Annotated in this window: 12 protein-coding genes; 4 read left to right on the forward strand and 8 right to left on the reverse strand. The window is 72.4% G+C overall.

What is annotated here, in order from left to right; translation table 11 throughout:
- Positions 1 to 80: 80 nt before the first annotated feature.
- The 5 genes from OG730_RS26020 to OG730_RS26040 all read right to left on the reverse strand — a co-directional run bounded on the left by OG730_RS26020 (position 81) and on the right by OG730_RS26040 (position 4,467).
- Positions 81 to 1,046 carry a glycine betaine ABC transporter substrate-binding protein gene (locus tag OG730_RS26020; RefSeq protein ID WP_327309426.1) on the reverse strand — a complete coding sequence of 322 codons (966 nt, stop codon included), beginning with the start codon at positions 1,044 to 1,046 and terminating at the stop codon, positions 81 to 83.
- 27 nt (positions 1,047 to 1,073) lie between these two features.
- Positions 1,074 to 1,940 carry an ABC transporter permease gene (locus OG730_RS26025; protein ID WP_327306501.1) on the reverse strand — a complete coding sequence of 289 codons (867 nt, stop codon included), beginning with the start codon at positions 1,938 to 1,940 and terminating at the stop codon, positions 1,074 to 1,076.
- Complete coding sequence (locus OG730_RS26030; RefSeq protein ID WP_327309427.1) at positions 1,937 to 3,208, reverse strand: betaine/proline/choline family ABC transporter ATP-binding protein; 1,272 nt, start codon at positions 3,206 to 3,208, stop codon at positions 1,937 to 1,939. The genes OG730_RS26025 and OG730_RS26030 overlap by 4 nt, the downstream gene beginning before the upstream one ends.
- A gap of 46 nt (positions 3,209 to 3,254) precedes the next feature.
- Positions 3,255 to 3,902, reverse strand: coding sequence for an ABC transporter permease (locus OG730_RS26035; RefSeq protein WP_250741110.1), 648 nt, complete (start codon positions 3,900 to 3,902; stop codon positions 3,255 to 3,257).
- Between the two features lie 94 nt (positions 3,903 to 3,996).
- Positions 3,997 to 4,467, reverse strand: a complete 471-nt coding sequence (locus OG730_RS26040; protein ID WP_112448141.1) for an Lrp/AsnC family transcriptional regulator — start codon at positions 4,465 to 4,467, stop codon at positions 3,997 to 3,999.
- A 133-nt stretch (positions 4,468 to 4,600) separates the two neighbouring features.
- On the opposite strand from OG730_RS26040, the gene hppD reads away from it, so the two are divergent.
- Positions 4,601 to 5,752 (forward strand): 4-hydroxyphenylpyruvate dioxygenase, encoded by a 1,152-nt coding sequence (gene hppD / locus OG730_RS26045; protein WP_327306502.1) that lies wholly within the window; start codon positions 4,601 to 4,603, stop codon positions 5,750 to 5,752.
- A gap of 96 nt (positions 5,753 to 5,848) precedes the next feature.
- Here the strand turns inward: hppD and OG730_RS26050 are convergent, their stop codons facing one another.
- On the reverse strand, positions 5,849 to 7,357 hold the full coding sequence (locus OG730_RS26050) for a tetratricopeptide repeat protein (protein WP_327306503.1): 1,509 nt from the start codon (positions 7,355 to 7,357) through the stop codon (positions 5,849 to 5,851).
- A gap of 96 nt (positions 7,358 to 7,453) precedes the next feature.
- Here OG730_RS26050 and OG730_RS26055 point away from each other — a divergent pair, with 96 nt between their 5' ends.
- The gene (locus OG730_RS26055) at positions 7,454 to 8,845 is read left to right on the forward strand and encodes an FAD-binding oxidoreductase (protein ID WP_327306504.1); all 1,392 of its coding nucleotides are present in this window, start codon (positions 7,454 to 7,456) and stop codon (positions 8,843 to 8,845) included.
- 1 nt (position 8,846) lies between these two features.
- On the opposite strand, the gene OG730_RS26060 is transcribed toward OG730_RS26055, so the two are convergent.
- Complete coding sequence (locus OG730_RS26060) at positions 8,847 to 9,326, reverse strand: SsgA family sporulation/cell division regulator (protein WP_327306505.1); 480 nt, start codon at positions 9,324 to 9,326, stop codon at positions 8,847 to 8,849.
- 295 nt (positions 9,327 to 9,621) lie between these two features.
- On the opposite strand from OG730_RS26060, the gene OG730_RS26065 reads away from it, so the two are divergent.
- Both OG730_RS26065 and OG730_RS26070 read left to right on the forward strand, forming a co-directional pair.
- Complete coding sequence (locus OG730_RS26065; RefSeq protein ID WP_327306506.1) at positions 9,622 to 11,202, forward strand: RDD family protein; 1,581 nt, start codon at positions 9,622 to 9,624, stop codon at positions 11,200 to 11,202.
- An 88-nt stretch (positions 11,203 to 11,290) separates the two neighbouring features.
- On the forward strand, positions 11,291 to 12,061 hold the full coding sequence (locus tag OG730_RS26070) for an RDD family protein (protein WP_327306507.1): 771 nt from the start codon (positions 11,291 to 11,293) through the stop codon (positions 12,059 to 12,061).
- Positions 12,062 to 12,165: 104 nt separating this feature from the next.
- On the opposite strand, the gene OG730_RS26075 is transcribed toward OG730_RS26070, so the two are convergent.
- Positions 12,166 to 12,465: a hypothetical protein gene (locus OG730_RS26075; protein ID WP_327306508.1), complete on the reverse strand. Its 300-nt coding sequence runs from the start codon at positions 12,463 to 12,465 to the stop codon at positions 12,166 to 12,168.
- Between the last annotated feature and the right edge of the window lie 323 nt (positions 12,466 to 12,788).

A 12,788-nucleotide genomic window follows, 5' to 3' on the forward strand; every position in this document is an offset into this window, starting at 1 on the left:
CAGTAGAGTTGCAAAGAACCCTATGCAAGGGTTTCTTTGCAACTACTTCTTTGCATCCACTCGTCCGGGTGAGGCGGGGCTCAGCCCTCCCTGATGAACCCCTCCGCCACCAGCCAGTCCTTCGCCACCTCGTGCGGGTCCTGCCCCTCCACGTCCACCAGCGCGTTGAGCCGCTGCGCCGTCTCCGTCGTCAGCCGCTTCGACAGGGGGTCCAGCAGGCCCGCGATCGCCGGGTACTTCTCCAGGGTCTTCGCGTGCAGTTCCGGCGCCGCGTTGTAGTTGGGGAAGAAGTGCCGGTCGTCGGCGAGGGTGTCCAGGTCCATGGCCTTGATCCGGCCGTCGGTGGTGAAGGCCTCGCCCAGCAGGCAGGAATCGGACTTGGAGACCTGCGTGTAGATGATCCCGGCGTCCATCTTCATGACGTTGCCCGCCGGGATCTTCATCCCGTAGGCCTTCTCCATCCCCGGCAGCCCGTCCTCCCGCGAGGCGAACTCGTTCTCCACGCAGACCGTCACCGCCTTGGGGTCGCGCTGCGACAGCGCCGCCACGTCCGACATGGTCTTCAGCCCGTACTTGGCGTTGTTCTTCTTGCTGATGGCCAGCGTGTAGGTGTTGTTGAGCGTGGACGGCGGCAGCCAGGCCACGCCGTTCTTCACGTCCGCGTCCCGCACCGCCTTCCACTGTTCGTACGGGTCCGTGATCGGCTTGTCGTTGCCCAGGTAGGTGATCCACGCCGTGCCCGTGTACTCGTACATGGCGTCCGCGTCGCCCTGGATGATCGCCTCGCGGGCGCTGATCGATCCCGGCAGGTTGGTGCGGTCCAGGACCTCCGCGCCGGCCGCCTTGAAGATCAGGCCGATCATCTGGCCGAGCACGATGTTCTCGCTGAAGTTCTTCGAGGTGACCGTGAGCGAGGCGCCCTTGAGGGGCTGTCCCTGGCCCACCGAGCCCGGGAGGACGTCGTCCACCATCGGGGACCCGCTCTTGAGCCCGCAGCCCGCGAGCGGCAGCCCCAGCGCCAGCAGGGCCGCGCAGGCCGTGGCCATCCGCACGGAGAGGGAGAGCTTGTCCATCTACGCCTCCAGCCCGCGCGGGGTCAGGACCGTCTCGGCCAGTGAGGCCAGCCAGTCCACGAACAGCGCCAGCGCCACCGTCAGCACCGAGCCCAGCACCAGCACCGGCATCCGCTGCGTCTGGATCCCGGAGGTGATCAGGTCGCCGAGGCCCCCGCCGCCGCCGAAGGTGGCCAGGGTCGCGGTGCCGACGTTGAGGACGAGGGCCGTCCGTACGCCCGCCAGGATCAGCGGGACGGCCAGCGGGAGTTCCACCTTCGTCAGGGTGCCCATGGAGGACATCCCGATCCCGCGCGAGGCCTCCACCAGCTGGGGGTCGATCCCGCGCAGCCCCGCGACGGTGTTGGACAGCACGGGCAGGACGGCGTAGGCGACCATGCCGATGATCGCCGTCGAGGGGCCGATGCCGAGCCAGATGACCAGCAGGGCCAGCAGCCCGATGGCCGGGGTGGCCTGGCCGATGTTGGCGATCGCGGTGACCAGCGGGGCCGCCCGGCGCAGGCCGCGGCGGGTCAGGGCGATGCCGAGCGGGATCGCGATGATCAGTACCCAGAAGGTGGAGATCGCGGTGAGTTTGACGTGCTGCCACAGCCGGAGCTCGACGTTGCCGTCCTTGAGGGAGTTCTCCGCGATCGTGTCCAGGGTGGCGTTGGTGATCCACAGGTACGTGGCCAGCAGCACCAGCGCCAGCACGATGGGCAGGGTCACCAGCCGGGCCCAGGTGAGCCGGCTCCCGGGGCGGGGCGGTGCGATGGAGGCCATCACCGTCTCGTCGGGCACGGGCTCCTCCGGATCCCGGAAGACGTGCCCCTTGAGCTCGTGCTCGCCGGGCGGGCGTTCGGGGGAGACCGGGTTCCGGGGGCTCATGAGCCCTCCGAACCGTCCCGGAGCCCCTCCAGGTCCCGCTCGGTGCGGTGGTGGCGCAGCTCCTCGAGGTCGTGCGCGTGCTCGGCCGCCGTCAGCCGGTCGGCCTCCAGCATCTCGTGCACGGAGTTCATCAGGGTCTCCATGTCCACGACGCCGATGTACTCGCCGCGCCGCCCGGTGACGGCCACCCGGCCGCCGCTGTCGGTCAGTACGGCCTCCAGGGCGTCGTGCAGCGTCGCGTCCCGGGTCACCGTGTCGTGCACGAGCTGCCCGGCCCGGGCCAGCGAGCCCTTGGCGCGCATCAGGTCGCCTCGGCGCAGCCATTTGTACGGGCGGCCGCGCCGGTCCAGCATCAGCAGTTCGTTGCCCTGGCCGGCGCGCAGGGTGTTGAAGATCTGCTGGAGCGGGTCGTCGACGGAGACGGTCGGGAACTCGGCGATCTCCACGTCCCGCACGCGGGTGAGGTTGAGCCGTTTGAGGGCGGCGCCCGCGCCGACGAAGCCGGAGACGAAGTCGTCGGCGGGGTTGGTGAGGATCGCCTCGGGGGTGTCGAACTGCGCGATGTGCGAGCGCTCGCGCAGGACGGCGATGCGGTCGCCCAGCTTGATGGCCTCGTCGAAGTCATGGGTGACGAAGACGATCGTCTTGTGCAGCTCGTGCTGGAGCCGGATCAGCTCGTCCTGGAGGTGGTCGCGGGTGATCGGGTCGACGGCGCCGAAGGGCTCGTCCATCAGCAGGACGGGCGGGTCGGCGGCGAGCGCCCGGGCCACGCCCACGCGCTGCTGCTGGCCGCCGGAGAGCTGGCGCGGGTAGCGGCCGTGGAACTCGCGCGGGTCCAGGCCGACCAGGTCGAGCATCTCCTCCACCCGGTCCTTCACGCGGGACTTGGACCAGCCGGTCATCTTCGGGACCAGGGCGATGTTCTCGGCGACCGTCATGTGCGGGAAGAGCCCCGAGGACTGGATCGCGTACCCGATCTTGCGGCGGAGTTTGACCGGGTCCATGTCGGTGACGTCCTCGTCGCCGATGCGGATCCGGCCGGAGGTGGGCTCGATCAGCCGGTTGATCATCTTGAGGGTGGTGGACTTCCCGCAGCCGGAGGGGCCCACGAAGACCACGAGCTCGCCCGCCTTGATCTCCATCGAGACGTCGTCCACGGAGGGGTTGGGGTTGCCGGGGTAGCGCTTGGTGAGATTCTCCAGCTGGATGGTGGCGCCGGAGGCGGAGGCGGAGGCGGAGGCGGAGGCCGGCACGGGTTCGGCCGGCACGTTCTCGGTCGGCGGGTGCTCGGTCGGCGGGCTCGCGGGCGTCGGCTCAGACACGGATTCCCCTCGGGATGGTGAGACGGCCGAGCAGGACGTACGCGGCGTCGAAGAGCAGGGCGAGGATGACGACGCCGAGCGTCCCCGCCAGGACCTGGTTGATGGCGTTGGCGCTGCCGAGCGAGGCGATCCCGCGGAAGATCTCGTTGCCCAGGCCCGGCCCGGAGGCGTAGGCGGCGATGGCCGCGATGCCCATCAGCATCTGTGTGGAGACCCGGATGCCGGTCAGGATCGGCGGCCAGGCGAGCGGCAGTTCCACCTTCAGCAGCTGGGCGGAGCGCGACATCCCGATGCCCTTGGCGGCGTCGACCAGGGCCGGGTCCACCCCGCGCAGCCCCACGATGGAGTTGCGGACGATGGGCAGCAGCCCGTACAGCGTCAGGGCGATCACGGTCGGCGCGACGCCGAGGCCGACGATCGGGATCAGCAGGCCGATCATGGCCAGGGAGGGGATGGTCAGCACCGTGGAGGTGGAGGTGACCGCGAGGTTCCCGGCCCAGCCGCTGCGGTAGGTGAGGACGCCGATGGCGACGCCGAGGGCGGTCGCGATCACCATGCACTGGAAGACGGCGCTGGCGTGCTGGAAGGCGTCGGTCAGGAGCTGCTGGTGGCGGTTGGACAGGTAGGCCCAGAAACTCACGCCGCGTCACCCCATCCGTAGTCGCCGCACGTCGATCGTCGGTCACCGGTGGTCGGTCACCGGTGGTCGGTCGTCGACCACCGGCGGTCGACCGTCAGTCGTCCTCGGCCGCCTGTTCGACCAGAGGGATGATCCGCAAGGGCACGGGATTCTCCATGACAATCGCCGTCGAAGCCCTCACGATGCCATCAAACGCGACAACTCGGTCGATCACCCGCTGGAGATCCGCGTTCGACCGGGCCACGAGCCGGCACAGCATGTCCCCGTGCCCGGTGGTCGTGTGCAGCTCCAGCACCTCCGGGACCCCGTCCAAGTGGGCCCGTACGTCCGCCCCTTGGCCCTGTTTGATCTCCAGCGTGGCGAAGGCCGTCACCGGGTACCCCAGGGCCGCCGGATCCACCTGCGGGCCGAACCCCCGGATGACTCCGTTCGACTGAAGCCGGTCCAGCCGGGCCTGCGCCGTGCCGCGCGCCACACCGAGCCGGCGCGAGACCTCCAGGACCCCGATCCGGGGCTCGCGGGCGAGCAGGACGATGAGCCGGCCGTCGAGTTCGTCGATTCCCATGGGTGCCTCCCGGGCGGTCGGTCGGTGGTCATAGTGCACAGATATCCCAGCAATGGTGGGCTGAGACTGGTCAGTCTGTACAGCGGAAATGGAAACTATTGCGCATCTTGTGGAACGGCGGGACTCTGCCGTCATGACTGAGACCCAGCCGCTCGACATCGCGCCGTCCACCGCCGCCAAGGCCGATCCCTTCCCGGTCAAGGGCATGGACGCGGTCGTCTTCGCCGTAGGCAACGCCAAGCAGGCCGCGCACTTCTACTCGACCGCCTTCGGCATGAAGCTCGTCGCCTACTCCGGACCGGAGAACGGCACGCGCGAGACGGCCAGCTACGTCCTGACCAACGGCGCCGCGCGGTTCGTCCTCACCTCGGTCATCAAGGCCTCCACCGACCGCGGCCGCTTCCTCGCCGAGCACGTCGCCGACCACGGCGACGGCGTCGTCGACCTGGCGATCGAGGTCCCGGACGTGAAGGCGGCCTACGCCTACGCCGTCGAGCACGGCGCGCGCGGCCTGGACGAGCCGTACGAGCTCACCGACGAGCACGGCACGGTCCGGCTGGCGGCGATCGCCACCTACGGCCAGACCCGGCACACCCTGGTCGAGCGCGGCGACTACACCGGCCCGTACCTGCCCGGCTTCGTCTCCGTCGCCCCGATGGTCGAGCCCCCGGCCAAGCGCACCTTCCAGGCCATCGACCACTGCGTGGGCAACGTCGAGCTCGGCCGGATGAACGAGTGGGTGGCCTTCTACAACAAGGTCATGGGCTTCACGAACATGAAGGAGTTCGTGGGCGACGACATCGCGACCGAGTACTCGGCGCTGATGTCGAAGGTCGTCGCGGACGGCACCCTGAAGGTGAAGTTCCCGATCAACGAGCCGGCGATCGCGAAGAAGAAGTCGCAGATCGACGAGTACCTGGAGTTCTACGGCGGCGCCGGCGTCCAGCACATCGCGCTCGCGACGAACGACATCGTCCGCACCGTGCGGGCGATGCGGGCGGCCGGCGTGGAGTTCCTGAACACCCCGGACTCCTACTACGACACCCTCGGCGAGTGGGCGGGCGAGACCCGCGTCCCCGTCGAGATCCTGCGCGAGCTCAAGATCCTCGTCGACCGCGACGAGGACGGCTACCTGCTGCAGATCTTCACGAAGCCGGTCCAGGACCGCCCGACGGTCTTCTTCGAGATGATCGAGCGCCACGGGTCGATGGGCTTCGGCAAGGGCAACTTCAAGGCCCTGTTCGAGGCGATCGAGCGGGAGCAGGAGAAGCGGGGCAACCTCTAAAGAGCAACCCCTGGGGGGCAACCTCCAGAGACTGCGGGAACGCGGACGCCGGTGGGGCCGGATCTTCCGGCCCCACCGGCGTCCGCGGCGAGCCCCCTACGGCTTCGCCTTCGGCTTGGGCACCGCCTTCGGCCTGGGCACCGGCTTCGCCTTCGGGAGTTCCGGGGCCACCCACGGGGTGGTGGGCTGCATGTTCTCCGGGCCGCCCGACGGGGGCTTGCCGATCGACGCCAGGGCCGCCTTCGCCAGGGGTCCGCGTACCGGGGAGAAGCGCGGGTTCGTCCGCATCGTCTCCTCCAGGTGCCGCCGCGCCCCCGCCTCGTCGCCCAGGCCCCGCTCGATCACCGCCCGGTGGTAGGAGAACTCCGCGAGCCGCAGCCCCTGCTCCGTGGCCTTCTTCGCGTACTCCAGCGCCGCCGTGTCGTCGCCCGTCTTGTGCAGCGCCCAGCCCAGCGCGTCCGCCACCGGCAGGCTCTTGTGCCGGGCCCACTCCGCCGTGAGGCGCCGTACGGCCGCGCCCGGGTCGCCGTGGTCCGCCTCGAAGCGGCCCAGGACCAGCTCCTCGTTCACCCCGCTCCGGGCGGCCTGCGCCGCCAGCCCGTCGTACACCGCCTTCGCCTCCTCGCCCCGGCCCAGCGACTCCAGCAGCTCGCCCAGCTCCAGCGACAGCGCCGGCAACGCGGCCCGGCCCAGCGCCAGCCGGTAGTCCCGTACGGCCTCACCGCCGCGGCCCAGCGCCGCCAGCACCCGCGCCCGGCCGCCCAGCGCCGCCGCCTGGCCCGGATCGGTGCGCAGCGCGGCCTCGTACTGCTTCAGCGCCTCCGCGTCGTCACCGCGCTCCCACGCCAGCTCCCCGAGCCGGAACAGTACGTAGGCCTTCTCCGCCGGGGCCTTCGCCGCGCCCCCCGCGTGCTCCATGGACATGGCCGCGTCCTCGCGCCAGCCCCGGTCCCGGTACACCTGCGAGGCCTTCGTGAAGGCCGCCAGCCCCGGCCGCAGGTCCACCAGGCTCTCCATCGCCTTCTCGGCGGCCTTGTAGTCCCCGAGACCGCCGTACGCGTCCACGAGCACCGGGTACGCCGTCCACCGCTTCGGCGCCTGCGCCCGTACGAGCTCGCCCCACTTCTTCCCGGTCCCGAAGTCCCGCCGGGCGTTGGCCAGCGCGCCCATGCCCGTCATCGCGTCGAAGTTGCCCTTCTCCGCCGGGCGCAGCTCCAGCGAGCGCTTCAGGGCGCCCTCCGCCTTCGGGTACCAGGCGGCATCGGCCGTCCGCCGGGCCTGCTCCAGGTACGCCGATCCGAGCACCGCCCACGAGCCCTCGTCGTCCGGGTGCTCCGCGACCCACTTCTCCCGGTCGGCGACCAGCGCCGACAGGTCCACCGCCGCCGCCGGAGCACCCATGCCGACCGCCGCCCGGGCCCGCTCGCTGGGCCCCGGCGGGCGCGCGTCGTCGCCCGTGCGGGCCGGCCGGATCACCAGGGCCCCGGCGATCAGGACCACCAGGGCCGCCGCCGCCACGAGCGTCTTGCGGCCGGTGAAGGTCACGGGCGGGGCAGCCTGCCGCTGCCTCTCCTGAGAGACGGATGCGTCGCGCATAGGGTCCATGGAGTCACTGTGCGTCAATATGAAGAGTTCGCCGAGGTGTCCGAAGAGCGTCGCGGGCGTGTTCACACCGATGGCCCCGACTGTCACGCTGGCACCATGGCTGACGAAGTTGACGATGGCTCACGCACGCTCCACGCGCTGCTCCTGGAAGGCCTCCCGCCCGAGGCCCTGCTGACGGACCCCCAGGTGACCGCCTCCTACTCCACCGACATGGCGAGCTTCTGCGCGGCCGGCACCCCGGCCGCCGTGGTCCTGCCCCGGACCGTCGAACAGGTCCAGCACGTGATGCGCACCGCCCACGCGCTGCGCGTGCCCGTGGTCCCCCAAGGAGCCCGTACGGGCCTGTCGGGCGCGGCCAACGCCTCCGACGGCTGCGTCGTGCTGTCCCTCGTGAAGATGGACCGGATCCTGGAGATCGACACCGTCGACCGGATCGCCGTCGTCGAACCGGGCGTCGTCAACGCCGTCCTCTCGCGCGCCGTCGCCGAGCGCGGCCTGCACTACCCGCCGGACCCCTCCAGCTGGGAGCAGTGCACCATCGGCGGGAACATCGGCACCGCCGCCGGCGGTCTGTGCTGCGTCAAGTACGGGGTCACCGCCGAGTACGTGCTGGGCCTCGACGTGGTCCTCGCCGACGGCCGGCTCCTGCGGACCGGCCGGCGCACCGCCAAGGGCGTCGCGGGGTACGACCTCACCCGCCTGTTCGTCGGCTCCGAAGGCAGCCTCGGCGTCGTCGTCCGGGCCGTCCTCGCCCTGCGCCCGGCACCGCCCCGCCAGCTCGCGCTGGCCGCCGAGTTCCCCTCCGCCGCGGCCGCCTGCGCGGCCGTCTGCGCCGTCATGGAGGCCGGACTGACGCCCTCGCTGCTGGAGCTGATGGACCGTACGACCGTCCGCGCCGTCAACGCGCTCGGCAAGATGGGCCTGCCCGACACCACCGAGGCCCTGCTGCTCGCCGCCTTCGACACCCCGCACGCGCCCGAGGACCTGGCCGCCGTGGGGGCGCTGTGCACCGCCGCCGGGGCGAGCGCCGTCGTACCGGCCGAGGACGCGGCGGAGTCCGAACTGCTCCTCCAGGCGCGCCGGATGGCCCTGCCCGCCCTGGAGGCCCTGCGGCCCGCGACGATGATCGACGACGTGTGCGTACCGCGGACGCGGCTCGCCGAGATGCTGGACGGGACCGCCGCCATCGCCCGTACGCACGACCTGCTCATCGGGGTCTGCGCGCATGCCGGCGACGGGAACACCCACCCCATCGTCTGCTTCGACCCCGCCGACGAGGACGAGACCCGGCGGGCCCGCGCGTCCTTCGAGGAGATCATGGCGCTGGGACTCGAACTGGGCGGGACCATCACGGGGGAGCACGGGGTCGGCGTCCTGAAGAAGGAGTGGCTCGCCCGCGAACTCGGCCCGGTGGGACTGGAGATGCAGCGCGCCGTCAAGCACGCCTTCGATCCGGAGGGGCTGCTCAACCCGGGCAAGCTCTTCTGAGTCACAGGTCCCCGTCCGCGGACTCGTCCGACGGCCACGGGTCGCGCATCCACAGCTCGTCGGCCGGGGTCGGGGCGAGCAGCTCGGCCAGCGCCGCGTCCAGGCCGAGCCGGTCGGCCTCGGTGCCGGGCGGCACGATCCGCAGGGTCCGCTCCAGCCAGGCCGACACCGACACGGCGGGGGCCTCCAGCAGGGCGTCGCCGTCGGGCGAGCTGAGGGCCATGCACAGGACGGCCTGCTGGCCGACCTTCGTGGGCCAGATCCGCACGTCTCCGTGGCCGCACGGACGGAACACCCCCTCGACCAGCAGCTCGCGGGCGAAGGTCCAGTTGACCGGGGTGCTGGAGCCGGTGTGGAAGGTGATGTGCACGGCGTACGGGTCGTCCGTCAGGTACAGCAGGCGGGCGGGGACGGGCACGCTGCGCTCGGGGGACAGGACCAGCTTCAGTTCCAGCTCGCGCTCGACGACGGGGTGCTGCATGGCGGCCTCACTTCGGTACGGGTGCGTGTTCGGGTGGTGCGCGGGGCCCTGGAGCGGCCCACACCCGGAGAGAGCGCCGAAGTGCCCGGGTATGACGCGAGTTCGCGAGGCAGATCGAGGATTGGCCGAAATCTATCGGCTGACCGAATTCTTTCGTACGGGGCTGCGCTCGTCAGGGTTCGTCAGGGTTCGCCCGAACGCTTGGATTCTCCCGTTACCGGACCTGTCGGGGGGCGGTTCTTGGCTATGGTCCACCCCTGCAAGAAGCCTCAAGCCACGATCGGAGTTGGGGACATTGACGGCCTCCCCTGGTGACGGCGAGCACGCGGCCCGCGAGGGCTACTACCCCGATCCGTCCATCCCCGGGTACGTCAGGTTCTGGAACGGCCTGAACTGGGTTCCCGGTACGAGCCGCCCCGCGGCCCCTGCCGACGAGACGGGTCCCGTGTTCCTCGACCAGACGGGCATGAGCGAGGCGCTGCGCGAGCCGGAACGGGCTGAACACAGACCGCGGCCCCGGCCCGCCCCGGCACCCGCCCCGGTACCCGCACCGCCGTCCTGGCCGGAGCCCGCGGGCTCCGCCGCGGCTCCGGCCGCGCGGTCGGAGGTGGAGTCCTGGGCGGAGTCCGCTTCGCGGTCGGACTTCGGGTCCTGGCCGGCGGCGGGGGCGGGGGCCGCGGACGCGGCCGGGGACGCGGGCGGATACGAGCCCGGATACGCGTCCGGATCCGAGCCCGGATACGAGTCGGGATACGCGTCGGGGTCCGAGCCCGGGTCCGCGGCCGCGGAATGGCAGGCCGACCCGCTCCACCAGTCCGGCTTCGGCGGGCCGCGCGACCGCCGGGTGTCCTGGGGGCACGAGGAGGAGGCCGCGGCCCGCCCCGGCGGGATCTCCCTGGCCCGCCCGTCGGTACCGGCCCCCACTCCGCACCAGGCAGCGGCACCGGCACCGGCACCACTACGAGCCCAGGCGCCCGGACAGTTCCAGGCCCAGGCGCCGCTCCAGGCGCAGGCGCCGGCTCACGCCCCGGCGCCGGCCCACCGCGCGGCTCAGGACCCGGCCCCGGCCCCGGCCCGGCACTCGGCCCCGGCCCCCGTGTCGGCCGCCCTGCCCGCGCAGGCGTCCGGCTCCGCCGCCCCGGGCGGGCTCGGCATCCTGTCGGCGCCCTCCCCGGTCGCGGCCCATGCCCCCGCTCCCGCGCGGCCCGGCGCTCCGGGTGCGGACCCGGAGCCGGTGGAACGCGTACGGCGCCCGGAGCGCCCCGCCCCGGCCGCCCCGGCGGAGCCCGCCCGGCGCGCGGCCCCCGTAGAGCGGGCCGACCGTGCGGAGCGGGCCGGGGCCGACGTGCCCCCGGCTCCGCGTCCCGAGCGGACCGGACGCGCGGTGTTCGAGCGGATGGCGGAGCGGGCCGTGCGCCCCGCCGGGCTCGTGCGCCGCGCGACCGCCCGGCTGCTGGACTCCCTCGTGTACGCCGCCGTCGCGACCGGGGTGGCGCTGCCCCTCGTGCCGGGGACGACCGCGCACCTCGAGGCCAAGGTGGACGCCGCCCGGGCGGCCGGCCGGACCACCACCGTGTGGCTGCTGGACGGGACCACCGGCGGCTCGCTGGGCCTCGTGCTCGGCGTCGTCCTCCTCTTCGGCGTCTTCTACGAGGCCCTGCCCACCGCCCGTTGGGGCCGCACCCCGGGCAAGAAGCTGCTCGGCGTACGGGTCCTGGCCACCGCCACGCTCCGCCCGCCCCGCTTCGGCGCGGCGCTGCGCCGCTGGCTCGTGTACGCCCTCCTGGGCCTCCCGGGGGCCCTGTGGGCCCTCGCGGACCGGCAGCGGCGCCGGACCCTCCACGACCGCGCCGCACGCACGTACGTGGCCCGCTAGGGCCCCTGCGGGCCGTCCCAGAGCGCGGTGTCCCCCGAATGGACGCGTCCCCGTTGCGGGCCGCTCCGGGCCGGGTTCGACTCGGGCCATGAGCACCGACCAGCCGCCGCCGGGCCAGCCGCCCGAGGACGACCCGTTCCTCAAGAAGCCCCAGGAACCGACGCCTCCGCCGTCGGGTGGTTCGCCGTACGGCTCACCGCCCGCAGGCGCCGGCGGGGCCTTCCCGCCTCCGCCGCCCGGAGGCGGCGGGGGCTACCCGCCGCCGCCCCCGCCCGGGGGAGGCGGCTACCCGCCCCCGCCGCCCCCGTACGGCGGAGGCGGCAACGACCCGTACGGCGGTGGTGGGGGCGGCTACGGCATGCCCGACCCGCTCGCCGGGATGCCGCCGCTCGCCGACTTCGGCAAGCGGCTCGCCGCGCGCGTCATCGACCTGCTGATCATCGCCGTCCCGCTGTTCGTCATCCAGCTCTTCGCCGGTGACCGCAACCGCTACACGGTGAAGACGAACGAGGGCGAGGACGTCACCGAGGTCATCACCAAGTCCTACAGCGGCAGCGGACTGATCATGACGCTGATCTCGATCGTCGCGTACGTCGGCTACGACTGGTGGTTCGTCAAGAAGAACGGCCAGACCCTCGGCAAGAAGTGGATGGGCCTGCGCGTCGCGATGCTCAACGACGGCAGCGTCCCGCAGTCCAACGCCGCCCTCTCCCGCGCCGCCGTGCTCTGGCTGCCGACGCTGATCTGCTGCTTCTGCCTGTGGCCGATCGCGCTCGTCATCTCGATGCTCGTCGACAAGCCCTACAAGCAGGGTCTGCACGACAAGGTGGCCAAGACCGTGGTGGTCCAAGCCGCGTAGAAGTACCCGGTCCGGTGTGCGCGGGCGGTCTCCCCACGGGGGAGGCCGCCCGCGCCGCGCTGTGCGCGGGGGCGGAGCGGTGGTGTCGGAGCGGTGGCGTCCCGTCAGTGGTGCACGGGGTGCTCGACCGGGGCCGGAGCCGCGGCCGGGGCGCCCGCCGGCACGTCCTGCGGGACGGTGTCCGGCACGGGCGAGGCGGTCCTCGTACGGGTCGCCGCGTGCCGTCCGCGCCGGCGGGGCAGCGGAACGGTGAGGGCGACGAGGACCCCGAGGGCGAGGGCGGCGGCGGAGATGACCGCGATGCCGAGTCCCGTACTCGTCTGCGAGAGCAGCAGCATGGCGATCGTCGAGACGATGACGGTGGCGGACCCGTAGGCGAGCTGTGCGGCAGTCGGACGCGGCATGGCGATATCCGTCCTCGAAGCGGGAGGGGGGGTCGGCTCGGCCGGGGCTGGCGCCGAGTGACCCTACGACGGTGGATGCCCGAGCGGAACTGTCGGTAAGCGTGACCTCACTCATGTGGGGGGAGGCAGCGGAGCACAGGGGGCGCACGGGGGGCACCGAAGGGGTCCGGGGGGCGGGGAGGGGTGGACGGGACCGAGGGGATTCCCTCTGGTTCGATGGGGCCCGACGACTGCCGGGGGATGGTCCGGGGCGAGTCCGGGGCGGACCCGGGGCGGGTCCGATGGGGGGTCGGAAGTCCCCTTCGTCCCCTATGGCCGCCGAA

Source organism: Streptomyces sp. NBC_01298 (assembly GCF_035978755.1).
Taxonomy (GTDB): Bacteria; Actinomycetota; Actinomycetes; order Streptomycetales; family Streptomycetaceae; genus Streptomyces.